The organism is Thalassotalea algicola (assembly GCF_012932965.1).
In the GTDB taxonomy this organism is placed as follows: Bacteria; Pseudomonadota; Gammaproteobacteria; order Enterobacterales; family Alteromonadaceae; genus Thalassotalea_F; species Thalassotalea_F algicola.
In genome coordinates this window covers 46,330-70,385 of the sequence record NZ_JABBXH010000003.1, presented here as the reverse complement: position 1 = coordinate 70,385, position 24,056 = coordinate 46,330, and the positions used below count along the sequence as shown (strand labels likewise).

Sequence of the window (24,056 nt, the reverse complement as noted above, 5' to 3'; positions counted from 1 at the left end):
CTTTGTAAAATTAAAGTACCAACTGTTTCTATTATATAGTCAATGAACAATGTTTATGGCGAAGCATTTAGGACTACCCTGTGCGGAAAAGAAATTTTGAGAGTTTGCTCTCGTTACGCGACAAACCAACCTACACTCAGCATTGGTAGCTATTTGAATATACAAGAATTTGGATTGTCGTTTGCTCCATTAGCATTTTTTTACTTTCGCCCCTTGTAAATAGGGATAATTGACACTAGATAGATGCTATGTCTAAAACAAATTTGAAATATCTGTGGCTAGTCATTCTATCAGTCTTTTGGCTAACGGGTGCAATTCCTTCTATTGGTAGTTCATCACCTCCTTCCCATTCCGTTTCATACGTAGATATTTCGAAATCGACCGATTTCAGTCATTTTGAAATCATACAAAAAACAGTCCAGTATAATATTGCTAGCCACGTATTATGGCTTTCTTTGTTAGTAGACAACACCTTTGATGATACGGACTATCAAATTCTACCTTGGACAGAACAAAGCCAGATTAATACATTTTTTAAAATCATCTCCTATCAACACTATATAGCCTCGCTTCGCCCTATTTTCTCTATCAATTAATTGTTTACTCCAGCGCTTTAGCTGGCCACATTTATTGGAAGGAAAATAATGGAACTTTCATTTTACACTTTTACGCAAATACTAATTTGGTTAGGCTTTTTATGTCTAATTTGGTTTTTTCGAGTTTTATGTAGATTAGCAAAAAAACAGAAAGGCGTTGCATTAGCAGCAGGCTTGCTTTTTCAGATGTTTTTGCCTGATCCCAAAATACAACACACGATTGAATTTATCGCTGAGAAGAAAGAAAAATCAGGGAAGGCTCAGCCTAACAAAAAATCAAAAACCAGAAGAAGTTAATTAGGTAATGAGCATTTTCTAATTTCTCAAAAAAATTCGTCTAGTCAGTAAACAGTAGGCCGCTTAAAGCAATAAGTGGCGTTTAAAAACGACTATTGGATTATCATTAGCAGGTTTTTGAATTGGCTGATAAGTTCGTCATTGGTATTATTTTTTCTATAAACCATGAATATGGGCCTTTTTATTTGTAAAGGAGCTTCTATTTCGAATAATTCTTGCGACTCAAGGCTCTGAGTTATCAATTCTGTAGGCAGATAAGCAAAGCCTCCTTTTGATAAAATTACCTCTAGTGCAATCATTGCTGTAGAGGTCTTAAAGTTTGGTGTTACTTTATGATGAAGAGCATGCTCTTTTTGAAAGGTTATCCCCCAATCGACAAGGATGTAATCTTCAACATTTTTATCAAATGTTGACCGAGAACCGACTAGTGACAAATCAAAATGACCTATTAACTCATTAGTAAATTCATCATCTTTAATAGGATCCATTAGCAATCCAACATCAAGGGTTCGGTCATCTAGTTTTCGCTGAATAGCTTCTCTTACCGATATTTCAGTGCTTAAAGCAACATTGTCAAGTAGTTCAATTGCATCATGAATTCTATTGCTAAAAAAAGCGTCCCATACGTTTGGTGTTGCAGCGATATTGAACGATATTTTTTGCTGGTTAGCTATAGATAAAGCAATTTTAGATTGGTCCATTTGGCTTACCATTAGATGAGCATGAGACAGTAAAGCATCACCAGATGGGGTTAACCTTAAATTGTTCTTTTCTCGAATAATTAACTTAGTTGCATAGAACTCTTCGAGTTGCTTAATACGAGCGCTTACTGCTGCTTGTGTGATATACAGAGTTTCAGCCGCTCTGCCAAAGTGTTTATTCTCAGCGACAGCTATAAATGTTTTAAAAACTCTAATATCCACATCGGCACCTCAATCATTTCACTTCTGCTAATGTAAATAAAAGTTATCGGTTCGACAAATATTATTTGTTTTGCAATCAGTGACTTTTCTCTTAAATTCAGGGAAAAGAAAAACTTGGAATGTGTACGTGAGAAAAGTAGCACTGGTGTTATCCCTATTGGCAACTAATAGTGCCATGTCTAATGAAGTCATCACTGACGAGTTGTCTGCTCCGTCATTAGAACTTGTAACAACAATTCTTGAGTTTTGTATTGAACAGACCTCTGGACATGACGAAGTTAATAAAGACAGCGAAACCTTGCAATGTGTCAACTCAGATCTAGAAATATCCACGTATAAAACCTTTAAAACTTATAGCGAACTAACTTCATTTATTTCTCAAGAAAAAGGAGAGTAAACATGAAAACTTCTATTAGAATTGGTAACAATATGTTTTACGGTGATAACTCGTTTCCTCATGGCATTTCACGTAGTGGTCATTTCAATAAACGAGAATCCGACGAGTTAATGATATATGGAAAGACCTTTGAAGGGTTATGCAATGGTAGCCTAGCGCCTATTAATGATGAGGAAGTAAAGTTTATCAAGGCCGTAAATAGCAATGGCGAGAGTGACCTTTATCCGGTGAATCTGTGGAGAAAGTACCTTGCTGCTGTTGAGAAAAGTCGTATTCATCATGGGTTCTCTATGAGCAACGGTAAGACCAGAGACCCTAGTGGTAATGATCTTTCTTTTGCTTAATATGCATTAAATACTCGACTGCTTTAGAAAGAGCTATTTATAAATATTTTTTAACGTAACGACAATTATTTTTTAACAGTCAAAACAACAAGTTTTCTGTATGCTCCGCCAAAATTAACGATACTTAGATGATGTATCATTTACTTGGAATAGACCAATGAAAATTTGTTTTATCATGTACCCTTGGGATCGCATTGAGCCAGAGTCAGACTCGACTCTTCGTTTGATTCACGAATGTGTAAAGCGCGGTCATACTGTAGCACTTTCAACAGTCAATAATTTAACGATTCGCGATAGTGTTGCTAGTGCATTTTGTGATGTATTCACAAAGAAAACCAAATATTCAGATAATATTCCAAGCTTTTATAAAACCGCCGATTTCAAACGTGCTCAACTACCTTTAGCCGGGTTTGACGCCGTTATTATGCGAGCTAATCCGCCTCTTGATACTTTAGCACTTAACTTCTTGGATTCCGTGCGTGGTGATACATTCATCATGAACGACCTTGATGGGTTACGTATTGCGAATAACAAAATATACACAGCCTCATTTCAAGACACCGAAAGTGAATTTATTCCAGCGACGCATGTGTCGAAAAATCGCGATTATTTAGAGCGAATTTTTGACGAGTCTGATAGTGACAAAATGATTTTAAAGCCACTCGATGGCTATGGTGGTCGTGGGGTTATCGTATTAGAGAAAAGCGCTCGTCAAAGCTTTAGATCATTACTCGATTTTTACATAGGTGGTGATGAGCATGGCAAAGGTAGTAACTACGTAATTTTACAAGACTATGTGCATGGTGCTGAAGAAGGCGATGTGCGAATTTTGATGCTTAATGGCGAGCCAATTGGCGCAATGAAACGTATTCCTGCTTCGAACGATGTACGCTCTAACGTGCATGCGGGAGGTAATGTGGTAAAACACAAGCTGACTGCTCAAGAGAAGAAACTGTGTAAATATATTGGCCCTAAATTGGTACGGGATGGCCTCTACTTTACAGGAATAGATGTTATTGGCGGTAAGCTGATAGAAGTGAACGTGTTAAGTCCCGGCGGTATTGTCAGAATCAACAAATTAAATAGAGTTAAATTGCAGTCTCAAGTTGTTGATTTTGTTGAAAGCGTTGTACAAGCAAAAGAGTTTGTCATGAATCGTAAAACTGAGTTTAGAAAGGTCATCGAAGATGCTAACGCTGTCTGAGAAAGAGTGTATTCAACTCATTAAAAAGCGTGAGTGCTTCCACGCCGACGTCAATAACGGCTCATTCATTATTAAAATTGATGAATATACGCCATTAATTTGTGCAGCAATTCATAATGGCCATGGTTTACGTGCAGAGTTAGATAAATCGTTCTTACTAACAAAGCGAGAGCGATTTTATGAGGAAGACCCTTACACAGATGAGTTAATCTCTTCTTTTCCCATTCAGTTAATCGGCAATGACTCTCGTTTTGAGTACGACCTAAACCGTGCGAAAACGCTTTCTACTTATTTTAAAACAGCATGGGATAAACAAGTATGGCAAAAGCCTTTAACACAAAAACAGCGTGCTATAAGCCACGCGAAACATGAGTCGTTTTATAATGTGCTAGAGGCAATAGTCTCGGTAATTGAAAAGCAGTTTAGCAATGCTATTGTGTTTGATATTCATTCCTATAACTACAAGCGTATAGAAAAAGATACCCCTACGTTTAATATCGGTGCAGGGCAAATTGATGTTGAGCGCTGGGGAAAAGTGATAAATCAATTTGAACGTCACCTGAATAGAATAGAATTGCCGAATATTGATGTTAGAGCGGCAACAGATGAAGTATTTCATGGTCGAGGCTATTTAATTTCGCATATTAATGCGCATTTTGATAACACGCTTGTACTTCCCATTGAAGTCAAAAAAGTTTTTATGGATGAAACCTCAGGAGAGGTTTACCCTCTTGTACTTGAAGATCTCAAAGCAGGGTTTAAAGATGCCATTAGCGAGACTGCGGCGTTCTTTATGCGCCGTTACACTAAAAAAACACGTACCCAAAAAGCTGATATTTTGTCTTCAAATATTAGCCCAGAGGTTATTGAGTTAGACAAAAAGCTGTATTCACTGTGTAAGAGTGTTGAAACACTTAATTTTATTAACCCTGTAAATTTGCCCGCTCAAAAAAGTCGTTTTCTTAAAAGAAATAGCTACATTGCACCTAGTTTTAATTATAAACAATTAAACCTAAACCCCTATAAATTTAGAGAAAGCTTATACAAGTTACCTGTTGACGATATTTACGATGCTGGTATTGCACAGCTATATCGCCATGTTATCGACAACCTTGCCAGCAAGATTGATCTACTAACGTCTATAGGTACAGATGATTTTGTATACAACTCTCTTAAGTATTATGGTGAGCCAAATCATACTGATATTGCTAATGCTCGTTTTATCTTGCATTTAAATGATGACGAGTTGCATGAAAGTGATGTGTACCTCAATGCAGACGAAGCTATCGACTATTTTCGTTTTCAAGCTCAAGAGTGGGGGCTTAAATGTAAAATTGAAAAATCTACCAAAATAGTAGCTAAAGCTATGGTAAATAATGAGAAAGCATTATTACTCATTAACAAAGAAGCTAAGTTTACGGAAAAAGAGCTACATGCTTTTGCTTATCATGAACTAGGTATTCATATGCTGACAACTATTAATGCGAAAAAGCACCCATTAAAAGTATTTAGCCTAGGTTTAACTGGCAATACACATACTCAAGAGGGCATTGCGCTTTATAGTGAATATTGCTCTGGTAGCTTAACAATACAACGCCTGAAAATAATTGCTCTTAGGGTTATCGCTGTTCAATACATGCTAGAACATGGTGATTTTGTAAAAACTTATCACGCGCTAATGAACGAATTTTCTTTAGATAAAGAATTTGCGTTTACCCTGACAACTCGTGTCTATCGTGGCGGTGGTTTTACTAAAGACTACCTTTACCTGACAGGCTTTAGAGATGTACTTAATGTTGCTAAAGAACAATCAATAGATAACTTACTCGTCGGTAAAACTGGTTTATTAGATTTTAGTGTTGTGTCTGAAATGGTAGAGCGGGGAATGATTGAAAAACCCGTACCGTTATTCAACACATCATATACAACATCAGGAGATAAGGTTTTGGACTTCATTGTTAATTCGATCAAATAAGGTATATCACCGCCGCTATTAAAGAATATTGTTTGGCAATAACTATTCGCCTTATGAGCACTCTCTTAATAAAGAGTTCTACACCATACAATATTTCAGAGGTTTATAGGTGAGCAGTAACTTACGCTTTTAGCACCGAACAGCCATTGAGTTCAGAAGTTAACCCCTATCAAGGATATGTGAACAAGCAATAGTCGAATTATTTTGATAGCACTTTATTTAAAGAGTGCTCCAAAAAGTTTTGTTCATTCATCCAATCACTTTTTTTGGATATGCCAAGATAAAGCGGCATATCAACTATGTAATCAAACTCTTGTTTTTTTATTTTTTCATCAGGGTCAAAAGGTTCAATATGTTTAATATCGAAAGAAGGTGGCGCGATAAATACGTCAATACGATTGCTCATCATGAGATTTACCATGATCTCTAAATCTAAAACGGGAACTTTGGTAAAGTTAGTGGCTTGGTCGAACTTTTCAAAATGTTTATAACCTCTTAAGTGCGCAATAATCAAACCGTCGAGATCGGCAAAGGATTTAATCTTCTTGCTCAGCGAATAAAAGCGAAAGCCAGCCTTTTGAACGGTAAAATGTGGTGAGAGATATTGAATAAACTCTTCTCTGTCACGAGTTTTGAAAAGGTCGTCAATAATATCCGCCTGCCCTGTTTCAATAAGCTTTAAGCACCTCACCCAGGGACAAGGATATAGTTCAATAGGAACACCCAATTCTTTTGCTAATCGCACAACAATATTGTCTTCTAACTGACCAGACTCAAATCTATCTATGTATTGAGGGATTGCAGCAAAGATTAATTTCTTTGGCTTAGCTATTGCGGGAAGGGAAAGTACACTTATTGCTATAAGCAAACTGAATATTTTAAACAATTAGGAAGTCCATTTTTCAAAGCCATAAGGAACTCTTTTCACAGTATAGTGCCTTACTATTAAAGTACAAAGTGAATACGTAGCCAAGCACAAAGCAGTATACAATTAATGGTTTAACCTAGTTTTTGGTAAATGCACAAAGTAGTCAAACAATGAATGCCAATTACAATGATGAAAAACGATGTCATTAGTCTTGTAAAATATTCTAAGTAACACTTGTTTCTAGCTTTTATTTTAAGAACTCGGGATAATCACTTTAATCCAAATAGACACTCTAATTATATGCATTTTCTGATCACTGTTTTCCTTAGCGCCTTTCTTTTGTTTCAGGTGCAGCCGTTTATCGCTAAAGTAATTCTGCCTTATTATGGCGGTAGCGCGGCCGTTTGGACCAGCTGCATGCTGTTTTTCCAAGGTGTGTTATTAGCCGGATATGCTTACGCACACGGATTACAAAAACTACCGTTTAATCGTCAGTGGCAAGTGCATTTAGTTGTATTAATTATTGCAGCTATTACCTTACCGTTTACGACGCCAGCAATTGTCAGTACTGAACTTAATAACCCTACACTAAGTATATTATTAACCTTAACAATGGCTATTGGCCTTCCGTATTTTGCTCTTTCAAGTACGGGTCCACTTGCCCAACATTGGTTAAGTATTACTAACAAAGAAAAAGTCCCCTACAAGCTTTATTCCCTTTCCAATACAGGCTCACTTTTAGCTTTAATCAGTTACCCATTTATATTTGAGCCAGTTTTAAGTTTAAATAATCAAACCTTAAGTTGGTCGTTCGGCTTTATTATATTTGTACTGTCGATGGGCTTTCTTGTTCGCCATATTAAGCAACAAGGTATTCATGCGCTTGACCAAGCACAGCAAGAGACAACGTCAGTTAATCGCATTCAACTATCACTTTGGCTAATGCTGTCGGCTCTGGGCGTCATGTTATTAGTATCGACTACCAATGCCATGACACAAAACGTTGCACCTATGCCGTTTCTCTGGATATTGCCGTTAGCACTGTACTTAATTAGCTTTATTATTGTCTTTCACAGCCCACATTGGTACGTGCGCTGGTATTGGTTTGCCTTTTTTAGCTTGTGCGCATTTATCGCTATATTGTTGCCTGCTGTCGCTTCGCAATTTGACTTTGTTTCGCAAGTCCTTATGTATAGCTTTATACTTTTTGCCGGTTGTATGGTGTGTCACGGCGAGTTAATTAAGCTCGCGCCAGCGACAAATCGCTTAACATTGTTTTATCTCATTATTGCTTTGGGTGGCGTATTGGGAAGCGCCTTTGTATCACTTGTTGCGCCGCAAGTATTTAGTCAATTTACTGAATATCCATTGTCCATTTTATTAACGCTAGCGATATTTATTGTCAGCATAAACATACAGCTTCAAAGTAAATCGCACATCGGAATTATTCCCACTAAATTAGCCATGCCTGCTTTATACCTTTTATTACTGGGCATGGTTTTCCTACATGCATTGTTAGATAAACAACTTTATCAGCATCAAATCGCCAGTCACCGTAACTTTTACGGTTTACTGGCTGTTGTTGATACGAAAATAAATGGCACGCCCGAGCGCAGACTCATTGATGGCACAACGTCGCACGGCACACAATCGTTAGATGAGAACCTAAAACGCCAAGCAAAAAGTTATTATCGTAAAGATACTGGGGCTGCATTGGCACTTACGTATTATCAAGGAATCGAAAACGGCTTAGCACCAATGAAGGTGGGGTTAATTGGCTTAGGTGCTGGCACGCTAGCAACGTATGGAAAACCAAAAGATGACTTCCACTTTTTTGAAATAAATCCTGCAGTAATTAGTTTTGCCCAGCAACATTTTACTTACTTAAATGATAGCTTCGCCAATATTAGTATTTCTGAAGGCGACGGCCGACTATTACTTCAAGAGCAACTAAACCGTCAAGGTAGTGGTCAATATGACGTTATTGTATTAGACGCGTTTTCTGGTGATGCAATCCCTGCACATTTACTAACAAAAGAAGCGTTTGAGTTATACCACGCACACTTAACAAAAAATGGCATTTTAGCGGTACATATTTCGAATAGTCATTTAGATTTAACAACGTTAACCAAGAACTTAGCGGCAAGTATTGGATTAGAAGCACATTACTTTTTTAGTAAAGCCACTGACGATGAACCTAATGAAGCGCAGTGGATGTTAATGACTAACAACCAAGCGTTTATTGAGCGTTACCAAGTAAAACGTTTTATTAGCGACTGGCCAGCCAGCAAAAATAAAGACGTATTTTGGACCGATGATTACAGCAACTTATTATCAGTCTTAAAGTAATACCGATATTAGCATTATAAATTGGCTAGCAAATTGAACCAGCTAATTCTCAACTATACTAAGCTATTTAACGGCAATAAATAGACAAGATACTTATTCAAGAACAAGTAACTTCTTGATGGATGGAGTGAGTTATTGAAAACATATTTGAGAAAAAGTATTCAAACGCTGCATTTTCTTTTTGCGGTTTTGTTATTTCAAAGCCTGCCTACGTTGGCTAAGGAAAATTTATCAGATAATCACTCTTTTTCTACGAGCATCTCACCTTTTGTAATTAGTTACTTTGAGCATCCTCAAATCGAAAAATATAAATCACTTATTGAAAAAAGTTATCGCGATATCGGCATAAAAGTTACATTTGTACAAATAGAAGGAGAACGAGCATCGCTAAGTGTTCAAAATGGTTTGGTCGATGCAGACGTTATCAATGACCCTTATGTAGCAAAGTCGTTCGATAATATGACTGCGGTAGGGCCTTCTTTAACAACAGCCAATATATTCCTTATTTGCCGAAAGGAAATTGTTTGTGACAGCAGCGTATTAAAAGATTCTACTAAACTCGTTTTAACCTAGTCTTCGCTCACCTATTCTCTTCGTGAATTAGTTAAATTTGATATTCAATCAGAATTGAAAGTATTAAATAACACCGCTAACCTCTTGGAATTACTAAAGCTAGGCCGTATTGATTACATTATTTTTGGTTTAGAATCGGGTGAAATACCTGACGAAATTGCGCAATATACGCAGACAAGTTTTCTTTATTTACTAGGCACCTATCACTATGTAAACAGTAGACATGAAGGCATTTTCCCACAACTAGAAAAAGCAATCGTGCACAACTTAGCTCTAGAAAAAAAGAACAATTAACCCAAACAAGCCAAGCACATTTTGCTGTGCTTCGGTCTATCTCATCGCTCGTATCCACGCATGAATTAACGCGCTATCCATACAAGTATTTTCTGCCACCAGCTTGGTTCAGACAACGGGTAAATAATCACGCTATCCATGACCTTAAGTTTTGGCGTATCACCTAAATCCTCAAGATTGCTATCTAACTCAGTCAATAATGACACCTTCAGGGGTAATGCAAGCTCGTTAGGTTGATATTGGCTACCCATTTCATAGTCTTGCCCCGGCGTTTGAGACATTTCGATATGTGTTCCCATGAGCGCGGTAACCGGGTTGTTTTGGCTAAAATTTTTCAAACGTTTAATACTCGTTTTAAACGCTGCCCAGTCTCGAATATATAAGCGCCCAGGGTAGGCACTATCACCGGTCAACAACCAACCGGTGTAAGGGTCGTAAATTGCAACACTGTCAGTTTGGTGACCCGGTATATGAATAACGGTAAGTTTTCGATTACCTAGCTGGACATGACTCTTAAAAACCTCGCGGTTAAATTTGAAGAAATCATTAACCGCCTCAGAACTCGGCTCAATTAGTGTAACATCTGGTTGCCCTTTAAATTGCTTATCAGCAGCATAATGATCGCTATGAGAATGTGAGTGGCTAACAATTAACGGGTAACGAGTTATCTTATTTTTCTTCTTATAATCTTGAATAATATTATTAACTGTTTGATATAACGGAAACTGCGCTGCATTTTCTGTTGCTCCCGTATCTTGAAGAAAAGCTTTATTTTCACCTAATAACAAATAGATAAATGGCGCTTCATAGTGCTGACATTTACTTTGACGAAAAATATAAGTTTGCTCATTAACCTTGAGTATCTCTATTGCCGCTTGAGTACTTAAGTCACATTCGTTACTCCCAGCAAACCACTTATGTTGGCTGACACGTTCAAGCCATGCACTTTTTAAATTTGTATTGTCATTAATAGCCTTGTTAGTAAAAGCGCTAGCGGTGAAGGCAGCTAAACAAAATGTAACTGCCAGAAGTTGTGTTAATTTCACGTTGTTAAATATCCTTTGGCTTCAACTAGTGGCAGTTTACCACGAACGAAAATACCATTGCCTCGTGCAATTTCTCGGTTTTTCTCATCATAAGCAACAGACTCAACAATAAACTGCGATTTATTGTGATTGACCACTTTGCCAATAGCTCTCATGATGCCTGTCGATACCGGTCGTGTTAGATAAGTAGTAAAAGATGTGGTTAGTACAAAGTACTCTAGCTCTAATGAATTGGCTGCAAAAAATGCCGCATCATCTAGCATTTTAAAATAAACTGAACCATGAACGCCGCCTGCCGAATGAAAGTATTGTTCTGAAAGTGCTATGACTATTTCACTTTGACCTTCGCTAACAGAAATTTCGGGTTTATAAATTTCGTTTATAGGTGCGGCTAAATACATGCTTTCAAGCTGGGTATAGTGTTTCATTAGGTGGTTTCTTCTGACTGTTCAAAGATAACGACTTGCCCTTTGGTATTGAGAATTTTTGCTTCGACATGCTCAAAATCATCACTAAGATTCATCACTCCAATTCCGCTACCGTTATAAACCGTTTTATTAAAATCACTGCTAGGTTTACGCACTTTTATTTTCATGCGTCGCCGTTTCGTAAACCAATTCAACGGTGAATAAGTACCGTACAAGTAGTAGTTAAGTCGCTCTAAAATATGAATTAGCTTTTCAGGAAACTCATTTTTAATGCCGCTACACGTGATTTGCACAATACGAGAACTAGAACGAATAAAACGATGAGAGACGTCATATACAAATGAGTAATGAACATCACCTGACAATATAATAAATTGCGGCGGTGTTTTGCGGTTTCGAAAGATGTTTAAAATCACATTGGCTGTGCCTTTGTGAGCCATCCAGTTCTCTGCATCTACCGCCAGCGGGTTGCCAAAAAATGTAAATACTCGCTGTACCGCTTCGATTAATTTCACACCATATATTGGTGCAGCCGAGACCATAATCACGCAAGGCTCATTGATCAGTTGCGTTTGTAATTCAGTTAACGACTCCCAGTCCATCAAACCCGATGGTTTTCCCGGATTGCTTTCACTGCGCCAACGTTGCGTTCGCGTATCAAGTACTAGCATCTTAGGAGTAGTATTTAGTTGATAATGCCATTGGTCAAATGCCAATAATTCATCAACGAAGTCATCATGTGCGGCTATACCACATTCGGTAAATATTTGCTCATGTTTAGCCACTATGTCACTAAATTTTTCAGCTTGATTGCCCCAGCCTTGGCACAAATAATAGCCTGCCAATGCATTGCCAATAATTCGTTTAGAAAAAGGATGTGTATAGGCCGCTTCTTCCCAGCCCCGTGTTAAATTCCAATCATCAGTAATATCATGGTCATCAAATATCATATAGACCGGAATATGGGCCATCACGCGCTGAACTTGAGCCAAACCTTCAACAAATTGGTTAATTGCCGATAATTCCTGCTGGTAACGCGTCAGCCAATCTTCTGGCAGTAACAGTTGTTTTTCCGGTTCAAGTGCTACTTGCTGCCACAATATCGGCGACCAAGTTAGCAAGTACATTGCGATAACTTCAGAAAGCGTGACTAAATGATTTTTTGCATTAACTGAAGTAAATATGGGCCTTTTACTCGCGCCAAACACCTTGCTCCATATCGTAGGGTTAACACTGTCATGTGGTAACAGTTGCTCTCGATGATAATAGTTTTGCGGATGTTGGTAGAGCTGCTGGCTGGTAGTGAGACCACCAGGTACTTCATTTTTCCATTGCTCATCAAACAACCCTAAAAGTTTTATCACTTGGTGAATTGCCGATAGCGTGGGGCCCGCCACATCATCAACATAAACTTGATCGCCACTCATCATAAGCAATGACGCCCTTTGCGATGCTGAAAATTGCTCACCGGCAATTTGTTCATCTACCTGCACTAAGCCATCACCACCGGCAAAGTGCGGCTTGCGACACGATCCATGATAAAGCTGACTAATGTTCGGTTTAATGGCAAAACTTGGCGCGCTTTCCTGTTTGTAACAAAGCGTAGGCATATCCTTTGACAAGCTAAACTCAACGTCATTTTCTGCAGACAAAAAATCCAAGTCGTAATAAATCAGTGTATCGATAGGTAGCGGCTGCTCCATCGGTAACGTAATCAAATTAATAAATGCATGTCGCCCGACTTGCACTTGATGTAAATGTTCTGCCGTTAATATTTGTTCTAGCAGCACTTGCTTATGTTCTGATTCGTGCTGAAAAAGACACAGGTTCACCTGGTAAGCCTGCTTTGTAACGAACCACAAGGTAAACTGATTGGCGTGACAATCACGTAAAATTGGACCTGCCAGAAGCGACGGTAATGAGCATGCAGCGTTGATGAGCAATTCTCTAATATTTTGACTTTCCTAGCGTTAATGTAATGGCTTTTACAAATTATTGTCTAGCAGCAGATGAATTAATTTGTATAAAGTTATTTAAAACTCTTTGTTTTTAATTAATAGGTTCAAAGCCAGTCTAGCTAAATTAAGACAAAACTCTAGAATCAAATAATCACTTACATTAAAAACGCAATATGAAAGCTGTTTTAATCCTAATTTGGATCATAAGTTCGACAGTGGATGCGCAACGAGAATGGCATGAAGTGACTAACGCTGAGAATGTTTGCCTTTACAACAAAACATATAACCCACAACGAGCAGAAACAACAATATTTAGCCGCTACCCTGTGATGGCTTTCCCACCGAATAGGCTTATTACTCGCGAAAACGTTACTGTTCCCAAATAATTATCGCTAGTCGAAGCCATTAATCATTACCAGTTAAAAATTGGTATTGTTGGGAGCAGGAGTTATGGTCAATATGCAGATGAAGTTATTTCCGCTGGACACTCTAACTTTGTTCAAATAGAAGGAACTAATTCTTTAGAGCGAAGTAGAGAAATGCTCAGTAAGGGCCGTATTGATGGCATATTAGAGTATTGGCCAACTATGATATCGGCATATCAACCTGAGCAATTAAACAACTTTAAGCGACATGAGCTTAGTGAAGCCCAGAACTTCATTTTTGGACACCTAGTTTGTTCGAAATCACAAATAGGAGCAGCTGTTATCGCCTTATTTGATCAAACAATGAGACGCTCTGAATATTTTGAAGAGATAGTTGTTCAACATAAATTATCAATGCCTGTAGAAGAGTTTTCGGCAATAGAAAATGCTTTAACTGACATCTATAAAGAAAGCCCGAAATAATCGGGCTTTCTAATAAGTAAATTTACTTCTTAATCACTGCGATTAGCATTTATTTTTCAAAGTAGAACTTTTCACGTTTATTATCGTAATGGCCTATTTCATTCATAGTATCCGCATCATATAAACGTCCATTGACCATGGTATGAGTGACTTTGTCACTAATTCGGATATCTTTGGTGATATCGCCATCAACTACAATAATATCTGCTAATTTTCCAGCCTTAAGCGAACCTAGTTCTTTGTCGAGGCCTAGTGATTTAGCCGGAGAAATAGTTGCCGTACGTAGTGCTTGAAGTGGCGACATACCACCTTGGGCCATCATCCACATTTCCCAGTGCATCGCTAAACCTTCACGCTGACCATGGCCACCCGAATTCACCTCAACGCCTAAGTCTTGCATTTCTTTAGCAACACGAGCAACGTTCAAGTGATTATAGTGGTGGTGTGGTGCTTTTTGGCGACGCATAGACGCTGGGTCTAAAAACTCAGCGGGTACATATTTGCTTAAACGCGGGTGTTTCCACACATCAGTAGTGTCATACCAGAACAGTTCACCTTGGATACCGCCATAAGCCACACCCATTGTTGGCGTATAAGCCATTTCCGATGCAGACCATAGTTGTTTAATATCATCATATATATTTTCCGTAGGAATTGAGTGCTCAAGCGTAGTATGACCATCAACAACCATTGTAAGGTTATGTTGCAATAACGAACCACCTTCTGGCACTACCATCACCTCTAAGTCACGTGCAGCTTGTATAAACTGCTGACGTTGATTACGACGTGGCTGATTATAGCTTTTTACACTAATCGCACCCGCTTTTTTCAGGCGTTCAACGTGAAATTTTGCATCATCTAAACTATCGACATGCGAGGTGTAACCTGCAACCGTTGCACCGTATAAAATAGTCCCTGTTGAATATAAACGGGCAGCGACTATGTCACCAGCTTTTTGCATTTCACTGGCAGCAAAGAACTCAGTCGTATCATTTGAAGGGTCGTGAATTGTTGTTACACCTAACGCTAGGCCTGCGTAGTTTTTCCAGTTTTGCTGAGGAATGATTTCATTTGAGCCTTGCGGTCCATGCGCATGCGCATCAATCAAGCCAGGCATAATTGACTTACCGGTAATATCAATCACTTTAGCACTACTTGGCACTTCAACTTGAGATTTACTACCAACGCTCACGATTTGGTTACCTTGAACAACAACGACACCGTTTTCAATGACTTGATCGCCTTCCATTGTAACGACGGTGCCGCCGACAAAAGCAATCACACCTGATGGTTTATCTGCTTTCTTCTTAAAACCTAAGTAAGTTTGCTTTGGCTCTACATCTTTAGCTTCAGCATCTTTTTCAGTAATATCAAACAAGCCTTTTACTGAAGCTTGATATAAATCTGGACCTAAGCTCCAATAAAGTTCTTTTGAATTTGCGCTCCAACTAATGCCTTCGCCAGCACGTGTTGAAAGCTTTTTCACTGGTAAGTTGCTTGCTTTGGGACCAGTATCAATTGTATCGCCACGTTCAATATAGGGCGTAACGAATACTTTAAAGCGCTCTGCAAAAGCAACATGTTTACCGTCTGGTGAGACTTTATATTCAGTCGCAAATTTACCTTGGTAAATGGTCGTATCATTTTGGCCATCTAAGTCGATACGCGCTAACTGGGTTTTCTTGCCGTTACGCACAACATAAATGCGGTCATTACGATCACCAAAGTGTGGCTGTAAGCCACTCTCAGTTACTAATGTCGGCTCACCACCTTTTGCAGAAACTGAATATATTCCGGGGTTTAAACCCCAAACAGGATCGGTAATGTAGCCACCAGATATTTTACGATAAACAACCGTTTTACCATTTGGCGAAAAGCTCGGCTCAATATATTTGCCCGGCTCTTTGCTGATAACCTTACCTTTTCCACCACGACTAGACGCTACGCGAATTTGGCCTAAATCTTTGTCATCCCAAGTTACGTAAACGATTTTTTTACCGTCACGAGAAAAGCTAGGATTAAATTCAAAATGATCGTTTTGCTTAGTCAAACGTTTTAGCTTACCGTTTGGTAAATTACGTGTGTAAATATGGCCCATGGCTTCAAACACTACACGCTTGCCATCAGGTGAAATTTCTACATCGCGCAGCATTTTTACGTCAAATTCATCTTGGTGAACTTGTTGCTGAAAACGTACCGCGGTTTGCAATTTCTTTTCGGTTTCCACTTTAAAAGGAATAACCTTGGCCTTACCGCTTTTTACATCTAACTTATTAATTTTACCATTTGCCCAAAACACGATGCTTTTGTTGTCGGGTGTCCAAGCCATCGTTGGATAAACACCATGAATTGCCCATGTTTCTTGCATATCACGTTCAAGATCGTCATAAATTAACGTTTCTTTACCACTCTTTAAATCATACAGATACAGTTTCGACTGAAAGTCATCACGGCTAATGTAAGCCAGGAATCGACCATCTGGTGACGGAGTTGGGCGAATTGCACCACCTTTACCTGAAACGATCACATTCATTTCACCAGTTTCTAATTCAAGGCGCTTAATCTTATAAATGCCTTTTTCAGAGTCTTTACTGTAGTGGAATGTTTTACCTGGCGTTGCATCTTGGGAGAAATAAACGTATTTGCCGTCATGAGAAAATGCAGGTTCACCTAAATCTTTTTGCTGGTTAGGGCGTTTGGTTAGCATGACCCCTTGACCACCCGTTTTATGGTAAAGCCATACCTCGCCAGCACCTAATGAACGAGAGCCCGTAAAGTGCTTACGACCAACAATATAATTACCGTCTGGCGACCATGCAGGGCTATTTAATAAACGAAAAGTTTCTGAGGTAAGCGATTTAGCATTTGAACCGTCTGCATTCATTAGCCACAAATTATCGCCTCCCTCTTCATCAGACGTATAAGCGATATGCTTACCATCAGGGCTAAAGCGTGGCTGCATTTGCCATGCGATATCAGTCATTAACGGGGTCGCTTTACCACCAGTAATTGGCATGGTGTACAAATCACCTAGTAGATCGAATACGATAGTTTTGCCATCAGGGCTAACATCAATATTCATCCAAGTACCCTGCTCAACATTAATTTTGGCAGTAGTAAATTGACCTTGTGGATCGTTAACTGACCACTTTTCTTCTTTTTTTGTGTCGTCTGCAAACGTTGACGTAGAAAACGCTACACCTAGCGCTAACGCGATTGTTGATAATTTTGTAAGTCGTTTAGACATGTGCTTTATAACCTATTTTAGAAGCAGCCTTTGGCCTGATTATTAGTAAACTAATCAAATAAAGCACATTGCTAAACAAAAGGTAAGAGTTTTACGGTGAATTCACGTTTTTTATCGATAATTGTGAATTTAAATTCTCAAACGCACCCAATTTATCATCAGATTATTTTCTATAGCCCCAACGCGGCATAATCGACTGGTTGATTGCTAAATGATCCAACACTCGTCCTACCATAAAATCTACTAGGTCCTCAATCGATTGAGGGTTGTGATAAAAGCCCGGCGCAGCGGGCATAACCGTTGCACCGAGTTCAGATAGGCTAAGCATATTGCGTAAATGAATTGTCGAAAATGGTGTTTCGCGAGGCACTAAAATTAATTGCCCTTTTTCTTTGATGACAACATCAGCAGCTCGCTCAATTAAGTTATCGCTCATCCCTTGGCTAATGGCCGCTAACGTACCAGTAGAACATGGACAAACAATCATTTTTTTAGGTGCTGCAGAGCCAGAAGCCACTGGAGAAAACCATTGTTCTTTGCCAAAGGCGATAATTTGATTCGGTTTAGCGTTGTAACGCTCGATAAAAAACTGACTAATCGCGTCAGGATTACCTGGCACCCTAATGTTCACTTCGGTATCAAACACCACCCGAGCTGCACTGGACATTAATAAGTAAACTTGTTTGTTTGCAGCTACTAAACACTCGATTAAGCGCAAAGCATAAGGTGCTCCTGATGCGCCGGTAATCGCTACCGTGATAGCTTCTTCAAAACCCTGTTCATTAGCCTTTATTATTAACTCAGTCATTAATTAGCCTTCAAATTTTTCTTTTAACGCTGTCAACAGTTTAGTATGGAATCCACCAAAACCACCGTTACTCATTACTACGACGCTGTCATTAGGCTGTGCACGTTCAACCACCGATTGTACCAGTTGCTCAACGTCATCTTTAGCAATGAATGGCTGCCCACACTGCGCTTCTAAATCAGCAACTGACCACTTTACATTTTCCCCTTGGAAAATAAATACCTGATCAGCCTTAGCCAGCGATCCTGCTAGTGTATTTTTATGCACACCACTTTTCATGGTATTCGAACGAGGCTCTAATACAGCAAATACTCGCTGCTCACACGCCGTATCCTGTTCTACATGAGCACGCATAGCATCTAATGTTTTACTAATAGCTGTTGGGTGATGAGCAAAATCATCATACACCTTTATATTATTCACCGTACCGCGTAGCTCTAATCGTCTCTTGGTATTGACATATTCCGCCAGCGCTTCAATTGCCACTTTGCTAGGTACGCCAGCATGGCGTGCCGCGCCAATCGCCATGATGGCATTTTCTATATTAAAATCGCCAATGAGTGACCAATTCACAGTGCCTTGCAACGCCCCTGCGAAATAGACTTCAAACTCACTGCCATCAGCTTTTAATTTATTGGCTCGCCACGTTTGTGCGTTGTCACCTGATGGCGACCAATTTTCGGTAGGCGTCCAGCAGCCTTTAGCTAATGTTTGCTGGATATATTCGTCATTTTCTGGAGACAGCACTAAACCATTGCTTGGCACCATGCGAATCAAATGATGAAACTGTCGTTGGATATCACTGATATCATCAAAAATATCAGCGTGATCAAATTCCATATTGTTAATCACTAACGTGCGCGGGCGATAATGCACAAACTTTGAGCGCTTATCAAAAAAGGCAGTGTCATATTCGTCCGCTTCTATAACGAAAAATGGTGACTCACCTAGGCGAGCCGACACATCAAAATTTTGAGGAACACCACCGATTAGATAGCCTGGTTTCATATGGGCATATTCTAATATCCAAGTCAGCATACTGCTAGTAGTTGTTTTACCATGTGTACCGGAAACCGCTAGTACCCAACGGTCTTTAAGGACATGTTCTAATAACCATTGCGGGCCAGATGTATAAGGAATATTGCGATCAAGCACATACTCCACCATAGGGTTACCACGAGCCATCGCATTGCCGACAATGACAATATCAGGCTCATCAGCTAAGTGCTCGGTGTGATAACCTTGCATTAACTCTATTCCTAGCGCTTCAAGTTGAGTACTCATTGGTGGATAAACATTGGCATCGCAACCCGACACGCGATATCCCAATTGTTTGGCAATAGCAGCGATACCGCCCATGAAAGTGCCACAAATACCTAATATATGAACATGCATAAATACAATTAAAATACGACTTTTAGATTGCTCGACAATATACCCGACATTTATGTGCTTTCCTACTTATCTGCTGGGATTTATACTTGGTATATCAATTACGCTTTGCTCAATTAAAGGGAACAAATGAAAACAAGCGCACTTAATGCCGAATGGTGTTTACTACAAAATCAATATGATAGTTACGAGAAGCATTCGCTTTACATCAAACTTGTCAGCACCCTTATATTGGCTATGGCAATTTTCGCTGAGCAGAATAACATCCTTATAGGTGTCGTACTCATGACCCTATGGCTACAAGATGGCATCTGGAAAACCTTTCAATCTCGTATCGAAACAAGGCTGTTATACCTTGAAAGCGAGATGTTGAAATCAGAGTCCGATATCGCCTTTCAATTTAACACTGCTTATCAACGGTCTGCATTTACCGGCACGACATTAATAATGGAATATATTCGCCAAGCAATTAGGCCAACAGTTGCGTTCCCGTATATTGTGTTAATTGGTATGAATTTTTTTACGCATATATTGCTCAAGTAGCTAATAATTTCATCATTTTGTCATTGATAATTAGGCAGATATTGACCAAGCTTTATTAATGAAAAAGGCATATTTTACTTACAAGGAATAGGTTTTGAGTTCTGTTCAATTACGACAAATTAGTGTATACCCTATAAAATCTAGCGCTGGCATCGATATTTCTTCAAGCTGGGTTGATAATATTGGCCTTCCTTACGATCGCCGCTTCGTTGTTTGCGATAGCAATGGGCAATTTATTACGGCACGTACTTTACCTAAGCTATGTTTAATACAGGCCAACTTAACGCCTGACGGCTTGATGATCACTGCACCAGACATGCCACTGCTCAACGTGAAATATCACCAGTGTTTAGACCAATATCAGCATGTAAGTGTTTGGGGAGATAGTATTCTAGGGCAGCGATGTCATGAATCTGTAGATAACTGGATTAGCCAGTTTGTCGGTCATTCATGTCACTTATTATTCTTTGGTGAGCAATCTAGCCGACAAGTCAAAAACACAAGCACCCCTGTTGCATTTGCTGATGGTTACCCCTTGCTACTAATTTCACAAGCTTCCCTTGATGATTTAAATAGTAAACTAAAGCACGCTGTTTCGATGAAGCAATTCCGTCCCAACATGGTTGTTTCCGGTTGCGAGCCATTTGCCGAAGATAGTTGGCGACATATTCGCATTGGGGAAGTTGAATTTGAGCTAACAAAACCATGTTCTCGTTGTATTTTTACTACTGTCGACCCAATAACAGCGGAAAAGCACCATCAGCAAGAACCATTAGCCACATTGAAAAGTTATCGAAAAGTAGAAAAAGGCGATGTGATGTTCGGCCAGAATTTAATCCCATTAAATAAAGGCCAAATAAAAATTGGCGATAAAATAACGGTATTAGATCAACAAACACCGCCTACGTTTATTACAAGTAAAAAGAAATCGAGTACAACTTTAGACAGTTATCCGCTAGTTTGTCGACACATATATGACGAAACACATGATGTAAAAACTTTTATTTTTACTGCAAAAAATGGCGAGCTACCAGATTATCTAGCGGGTCAGCATTTGCCCTTCACATTAACTATTAATGGTAAGAAAGTTAACGCCGTATATACGTTAAGTTCTAGCCCTAGCCGCAACGCATCCTTCGCTATTACAGTTAAACGGGTTAAAGATGGCAAGGTGTCGAACTTTCTTCACGACCACTTCACTGTCGGCAACGAAATTACGGCTAAATTACCTGCAGGAAATTTTAACGCAAGAACTATAACGAAAGAAAAAGTATTACTACTAAGCGCTGGCTCAGGCATTACACCAATGCTTTCTCTCCTTAAAGCATTAACTGATACCACAGCTAAAAAAGCCATTACCTTTTTACATAGCGCTCGCAGTGAAAAAGACCTGATCGCTGCAGATGAAGTAAATGCCCTTGCGCGCCAGCACGGTAATTGTCAGGTCAATTATACGTTAACACAACAAGCTAGCCCGCAATGGCAAGATTACCAAGGGCACTTATCTACTAACATGCTAGGTAATATTCCAAACTTAATTGAGCACGACGTTATGGTGTGTGGCCCTGAAGCGTTCCGTGAACAAGCAAAACAACTACTATTTTCCCTTGGCCTACCTGAGTCACAATTTCATTTTGAAAGCTTCGGGAAAAGAAAAAACATTAAAGAAGTTCCTGTTAAACAATTATCCGAAAAGGTAAACATTTTGTTCGACTCTTGGGATAAACCTGTTCAAGGCAATTGTAAAGAAACCATATTGGAACAAGGAGAAGCTGCTGGTCTTATTCTCCCTTATTCTTGTCGAGGCGGCATGTGTGGAAGCTGTAAAGTGAAACTGGAAAGCGGTCAAGTTAATCAATTGGCTAGCGACGGGTTAATGCCGAGCGAAAAAGAGCAAGGTTATGTGCTCGCCTGCAGTTGTATTCCAGAGTCAGATATCGTGATCACTAAGGTTTAAAGCTGCGAAATATAATTTTTTTTAATTTTTTGCATCCAAAATAATAATTTACTGCATCTATAGAGATAACAAACAAAAAAACAGGAATTTATTATGGAAGGTTTATTCGTACCAATCGTTTTATTTATTTGTATTGCGGCGGTGGTTTGGAATTTTATTAACCGTGCTGCGAACATTAAAAAAGATCAGCAAGAAACATTGCAAAGAATGATCGCGAGCGAACAACCATTGACTGCAGAAATCATCAACAATATCACTCGCTCTCGGTATATAGATGCTAATGACGATAGAGATTTATCCCGCGGTATCATTGCGATATTTTTAAGTATTGCTGTCTTTTGCTATGGCCACTATGGCTTAGTTGATGAGGAAGCCTTTACCTGGCTGGCAGTTTTCCCATTTTTCTTGGGCATTGCATTTTTAACCCTTTATAAACTCAAGCCTAAAAGCGCTTAGGTATTAGTTTGCAACCGTTAGCTAACGAAAGTGCCATTATCGCTCAAGTGATTGTCAATCAAGACGGGCAAGCATTTGAGCAGTTGGTAAAATATTATCAACAATCAGTTAGGCAATATTGCCGACGTTTATCTGTGAATGATTTTTCACTGGCTGATGATTTAGCACAGGAAACATTTTGGCAAGCCTTTCGCAAAATTGCGAAATTTGAAGGTAGAGGAAAGTTTCAAAGTTGGTTGTTTAGCATCGCTTACTTTCAGTTTCTTCAACACCTTAGAGCAAAGAAAAACTATGACGAGTTAGATGAATCGCTCTCTGAAGAAGCACATGTCGACGCTGTGCTTATCAGGAAAGATCTAGAGGTTGCTATGACGAAGCTAAAAACCAATGAGCGAGCTTGCCTGACTTTGCAGTATAGTTTTGGCTATAGTCAGGAAGAGGTAAGTCAAATACTCCATTTACCACTTGGTACGGTTAAATCTCATTGCCGCCGAGGCAAAGAAAGACTTAGCATCATGTTAGCTGTAGCAACAGATACCAGTAACACTAAAGCAATAGATGGCGCCGCTTGAAGGATAAGACAAATGATGAAAGATGAATTAGACCAAATGCTGTCGAGCCCTTTGGCCGAAATACAAGACGATGGGTTTAGCAGGCAATTCACTCAGCAACTGGCATCTTATGAGAAAACGCGAAAAGTAATTTTAACCATAATATCTGTTGTATTAGGTCTTGTTTTTGTCAGTTTTTATCCGGTTGTTGAATGGCTTGAACAAATAAGTCTGTTGGTCAATTCGTTTGCCGAGTCTGTTACAACAACTCAAAAATCAACAGCCATTTCGAATTATATAAATTATGCGCTATCAATTCCGTTATTGCTTATTGCATACGCTTTTGTGCGAATGGAGCAGTAACTCATTTTTACAAGGATAACGCGTTAATTGGAATTGAAGGCTGAAGTGATAGCGCTTGCTTAACTTGTCGTCTTAGTCATATTATCAATGTATAAAAAATCACTGACCAATTTCGATTGTAGCCAGCATGACGCCAGCAGTAACTTTCGCCCAAAAACTTAATATCCCTTTTACTCTGCATGAATATCAACATGATGCCAATGCAGGTTCTTTTGGCATGGAAGCGGTAGAAAAACTTAATTTAAATCATACGCAAGTATTTAAAACCTTAGTTGCTAAACTCGACACCAATCAATTGGCAGTCGCAATTGTACCTGTTGCAATGAAATTAAATTTCAAGCAACTTGCCAAGGCGGCAAAAGTTAAAAAAGCACAAATGGCTGAGCCAAATGAAGTGATGCGTTCAACCGGCTATGTATTAGGAGGCGTCAGCCCTCTTGGTCAGAAAAAACGGCTAATTACTATTATCGATGAAAGTGCTGCTTCATTAGAGAAAATGTATGTCAGTGCAGGTCGTCGAGGCTTAGAAATTGAACTTAAGCCAAAAGATTTACTTACCGCGACTAATGGGTTGTTTGCCACTTTGACCTAAGCCCTAAAACTACGTTACTTTTAAGGCTCAAACTATGTTTACGGATA

24 protein-coding genes are annotated in these 24,056 nt (G+C 39.1%); 16 read left to right on the top strand and 8 right to left on the bottom strand.

Annotation, left to right across the window (positions count from 1 at the left end; genetic code table 11):
- Nucleotides 1-644 precede the first annotated feature (644 nt).
- Nucleotides 645-893, top strand: a complete 249-nt coding sequence (locus tag HII17_RS09020; protein WP_169075049.1) for a hypothetical protein — start codon at nt 645-647, stop codon at nt 891-893.
- Between the two features lie 92 nt (nt 894-985).
- Here HII17_RS09020 and HII17_RS09015 read toward each other — a convergent pair whose 3' ends face one another.
- Entirely contained in the window at nt 986-1,816 is an 831-nt protein-coding gene (locus HII17_RS09015; RefSeq protein ID WP_169075048.1) for a LysR family transcriptional regulator, read from the bottom strand.
- A gap of 127 nt (nt 1,817-1,943) precedes the next feature.
- On the opposite strand from HII17_RS09015, the gene HII17_RS09010 reads away from it, so the two are divergent.
- The 4 genes from HII17_RS09010 to HII17_RS08995 all read left to right on the top strand — a co-directional run bounded on the left by HII17_RS09010 (nt 1,944) and on the right by HII17_RS08995 (nt 5,736).
- Nucleotides 1,944-2,213, top strand: coding sequence for a hypothetical protein (locus tag HII17_RS09010; protein WP_169075047.1), 270 nt, complete (start codon nt 1,944-1,946; stop codon nt 2,211-2,213).
- Nucleotides 2,214-2,215: 2 nt separating this feature from the next.
- Nucleotides 2,216-2,557, top strand: coding sequence for a DUF413 domain-containing protein (gene maoP, locus HII17_RS09005; protein WP_169075046.1), 342 nt, complete (start codon nt 2,216-2,218; stop codon nt 2,555-2,557).
- A 157-nt stretch (nt 2,558-2,714) separates the two neighbouring features.
- A complete protein-coding gene (gene gshB, locus HII17_RS09000; protein WP_169075045.1) occupies nt 2,715-3,761 on the top strand; it encodes a glutathione synthase in 1,047 nt (348 codons plus the stop codon).
- Nucleotides 3,745-5,736 (top strand): flavohemoglobin expression-modulating QEGLA motif protein, encoded by a 1,992-nt coding sequence (locus HII17_RS08995; protein ID WP_169075044.1) that lies wholly within the window; start codon nt 3,745-3,747, stop codon nt 5,734-5,736. Before gshB ends, HII17_RS08995 begins: the two co-directional genes overlap by 17 nt.
- A 199-nt stretch (nt 5,737-5,935) precedes the next feature.
- Here HII17_RS08995 and HII17_RS08990 read toward each other — a convergent pair whose 3' ends face one another.
- The gene (locus tag HII17_RS08990) at nt 5,936-6,622 is read right to left on the bottom strand and encodes a substrate-binding periplasmic protein (RefSeq protein WP_169075043.1); all 687 of its coding nucleotides are present in this window, start codon (nt 6,620-6,622) and stop codon (nt 5,936-5,938) included.
- 399 nt (nt 6,623-7,021) lie between these two features.
- Here HII17_RS08990 and HII17_RS08985 point away from each other — a divergent pair, with 399 nt between their 5' ends.
- From HII17_RS08985 to HII17_RS08975, 3 genes are all read left to right on the top strand, one after another.
- Nucleotides 7,022-8,953, top strand: coding sequence for a fused MFS/spermidine synthase (locus HII17_RS08985; protein WP_211185319.1), 1,932 nt, complete (start codon nt 7,022-7,024; stop codon nt 8,951-8,953).
- 135 nt (nt 8,954-9,088) lie between these two features.
- A complete protein-coding gene (locus tag HII17_RS08980) occupies nt 9,089-9,526 on the top strand; it encodes a hypothetical protein (protein WP_169075041.1) in 438 nt (145 codons plus the stop codon).
- Nucleotides 9,527-9,610: 84 nt separating this feature from the next.
- On the top strand, nt 9,611-9,820 hold the full coding sequence (locus tag HII17_RS08975) for a hypothetical protein (protein WP_169075040.1): 210 nt from the start codon (nt 9,611-9,613) through the stop codon (nt 9,818-9,820).
- 65 nt (nt 9,821-9,885) lie between these two features.
- Here HII17_RS08975 and HII17_RS08970 read toward each other — a convergent pair whose 3' ends face one another.
- From HII17_RS08970 to HII17_RS08960, 3 genes are read right to left on the bottom strand one after another with little or no spacing between them, the layout of a single operon-like run.
- Entirely contained in the window at nt 9,886-10,866 is a 981-nt protein-coding gene (locus tag HII17_RS08970) for an MBL fold metallo-hydrolase (protein ID WP_169075039.1), read from the bottom strand.
- Nucleotides 10,863-11,294, bottom strand: coding sequence for a PaaI family thioesterase (locus HII17_RS08965; protein WP_169075038.1), 432 nt, complete (start codon nt 11,292-11,294; stop codon nt 10,863-10,865). The genes HII17_RS08970 and HII17_RS08965 overlap by 4 nt, the downstream gene beginning before the upstream one ends.
- Nucleotides 11,294-13,126, bottom strand: coding sequence for a metallophosphoesterase family protein (locus HII17_RS08960; RefSeq protein ID WP_328824506.1), 1,833 nt, complete (start codon nt 13,124-13,126; stop codon nt 11,294-11,296). The genes HII17_RS08965 and HII17_RS08960 overlap by 1 nt, the downstream gene beginning before the upstream one ends.
- Nucleotides 13,127-13,425: 299 nt before the next feature.
- Between HII17_RS08960 and HII17_RS08955 the strand changes: the two genes are divergently transcribed.
- Together HII17_RS08955 and HII17_RS08950 are read left to right on the top strand one after the other, a co-directional pair.
- Nucleotides 13,426-13,638, top strand: coding sequence for a hypothetical protein (locus HII17_RS08955; protein ID WP_169075036.1), 213 nt, complete (start codon nt 13,426-13,428; stop codon nt 13,636-13,638).
- A gap of 153 nt (nt 13,639-13,791) precedes the next feature.
- On the top strand, nt 13,792-14,100 hold the full coding sequence (locus tag HII17_RS08950; protein ID WP_169075035.1) for a hypothetical protein: 309 nt from the start codon (nt 13,792-13,794) through the stop codon (nt 14,098-14,100).
- A gap of 49 nt (nt 14,101-14,149) precedes the next feature.
- Here the strand turns inward: HII17_RS08950 and HII17_RS08945 are convergent, their stop codons facing one another.
- From HII17_RS08945 to mpl, 3 genes are all read right to left on the bottom strand, one after another.
- Nucleotides 14,150-17,347 (bottom strand): amidohydrolase family protein, encoded by a 3,198-nt coding sequence (locus tag HII17_RS08945; RefSeq protein ID WP_169075034.1) that lies wholly within the window; start codon nt 17,345-17,347, stop codon nt 14,150-14,152.
- Between the two features lie 163 nt (nt 17,348-17,510).
- A complete protein-coding gene (locus HII17_RS08940; protein ID WP_169075033.1) occupies nt 17,511-18,155 on the bottom strand; it encodes a flavin prenyltransferase UbiX in 645 nt (214 codons plus the stop codon).
- A gap of 3 nt (nt 18,156-18,158) precedes the next feature.
- Nucleotides 18,159-19,550, bottom strand: coding sequence for a UDP-N-acetylmuramate:L-alanyl-gamma-D-glutamyl-meso-diaminopimelate ligase (gene mpl / locus HII17_RS08935; protein WP_169075032.1), 1,392 nt, complete (start codon nt 19,548-19,550; stop codon nt 18,159-18,161).
- A 126-nt stretch (nt 19,551-19,676) separates the two neighbouring features.
- Between mpl and HII17_RS08930 the strand changes: the two genes are divergently transcribed.
- The 6 genes from HII17_RS08930 (at nt 19,677) to ybaK (ending at nt 24,009) form a co-directional block, all read left to right on the top strand.
- Nucleotides 19,677-20,090, top strand: a complete 414-nt coding sequence (locus tag HII17_RS08930; RefSeq protein WP_169075031.1) for a hypothetical protein — start codon at nt 19,677-19,679, stop codon at nt 20,088-20,090.
- Between the two features lie 94 nt (nt 20,091-20,184).
- Complete coding sequence (locus HII17_RS08925; RefSeq protein WP_169075030.1) at nt 20,185-22,047, top strand: hybrid-cluster NAD(P)-dependent oxidoreductase; 1,863 nt, start codon at nt 20,185-20,187, stop codon at nt 22,045-22,047.
- Nucleotides 22,048-22,140: 93 nt separating this feature from the next.
- Nucleotides 22,141-22,503: a DUF6249 domain-containing protein gene (locus tag HII17_RS08920; RefSeq protein ID WP_169075029.1), complete on the top strand. Its 363-nt coding sequence runs from the start codon at nt 22,141-22,143 to the stop codon at nt 22,501-22,503.
- Nucleotides 22,504-22,511: 8 nt separating this feature from the next.
- Complete coding sequence (locus HII17_RS08915; RefSeq protein WP_169075028.1) at nt 22,512-23,075, top strand: RNA polymerase sigma factor; 564 nt, start codon at nt 22,512-22,514, stop codon at nt 23,073-23,075.
- Between the two features lie 12 nt (nt 23,076-23,087).
- Nucleotides 23,088-23,417: a DUF5056 domain-containing protein gene (locus HII17_RS08910; RefSeq protein ID WP_169075027.1), complete on the top strand. Its 330-nt coding sequence runs from the start codon at nt 23,088-23,090 to the stop codon at nt 23,415-23,417.
- 127 nt (nt 23,418-23,544) lie between these two features.
- Complete coding sequence (gene ybaK / locus HII17_RS08905) at nt 23,545-24,009, top strand: Cys-tRNA(Pro) deacylase (protein ID WP_169075026.1); 465 nt, start codon at nt 23,545-23,547, stop codon at nt 24,007-24,009.
- Nucleotides 24,010-24,056 lie beyond the last annotated feature (47 nt).

Excerpts from the sequence above, each read along its gene's own strand:
- HII17_RS09020 (WP_169075049.1), top strand. The coding sequence starts at position 645 with ATGGAACTTTCATTTTACACTTTTACGCAAATACTAATTTGGTTAGGC.
- maoP (WP_169075046.1), top strand. The coding sequence starts at position 2,216 with ATGAAAACTTCTATTAGAATTGGTAACAATATGTTTTACGGTGATAAC.
- gshB (WP_169075045.1), top strand. The coding sequence starts at position 2,715 with ATGAAAATTTGTTTTATCATGTACCCTTGGGATCGCATTGAGCCAGAG.
- HII17_RS08995 (WP_169075044.1), top strand. The coding sequence starts at position 3,745 with ATGCTAACGCTGTCTGAGAAAGAGTGTATTCAACTCATTAAAAAGCGT.
- HII17_RS08985 (WP_211185319.1), top strand. The coding sequence starts at position 7,022 with ATGCTGTTTTTCCAAGGTGTGTTATTAGCCGGATATGCTTACGCACAC.
- HII17_RS08965 (WP_169075038.1), bottom strand. The coding sequence starts at position 11,294 with ATGAAACACTATACCCAGCTTGAAAGCATGTATTTAGCCGCACCTATA.
- HII17_RS08955 (WP_169075036.1), top strand. The coding sequence starts at position 13,426 with ATGAAAGCTGTTTTAATCCTAATTTGGATCATAAGTTCGACAGTGGAT.
- HII17_RS08950 (WP_169075035.1), top strand. The coding sequence starts at position 13,792 with ATGCTCAGTAAGGGCCGTATTGATGGCATATTAGAGTATTGGCCAACT.
- HII17_RS08945 (WP_169075034.1), bottom strand. The coding sequence starts at position 17,347 with ATGTCTAAACGACTTACAAAATTATCAACAATCGCGTTAGCGCTAGGT.
- HII17_RS08940 (WP_169075033.1), bottom strand. The coding sequence starts at position 18,155 with ATGACTGAGTTAATAATAAAGGCTAATGAACAGGGTTTTGAAGAAGCT.
- mpl (WP_169075032.1), bottom strand. The coding sequence starts at position 19,550 with ATGCATGTTCATATATTAGGTATTTGTGGCACTTTCATGGGCGGTATC.
- HII17_RS08930 (WP_169075031.1), top strand. The coding sequence starts at position 19,677 with ATGAAAACAAGCGCACTTAATGCCGAATGGTGTTTACTACAAAATCAA.
- HII17_RS08920 (WP_169075029.1), top strand. The coding sequence starts at position 22,141 with ATGGAAGGTTTATTCGTACCAATCGTTTTATTTATTTGTATTGCGGCG.
- HII17_RS08910 (WP_169075027.1), top strand. The coding sequence starts at position 23,088 with ATGATGAAAGATGAATTAGACCAAATGCTGTCGAGCCCTTTGGCCGAA.
- ybaK (WP_169075026.1), top strand. The coding sequence starts at position 23,545 with ATGACGCCAGCAGTAACTTTCGCCCAAAAACTTAATATCCCTTTTACT.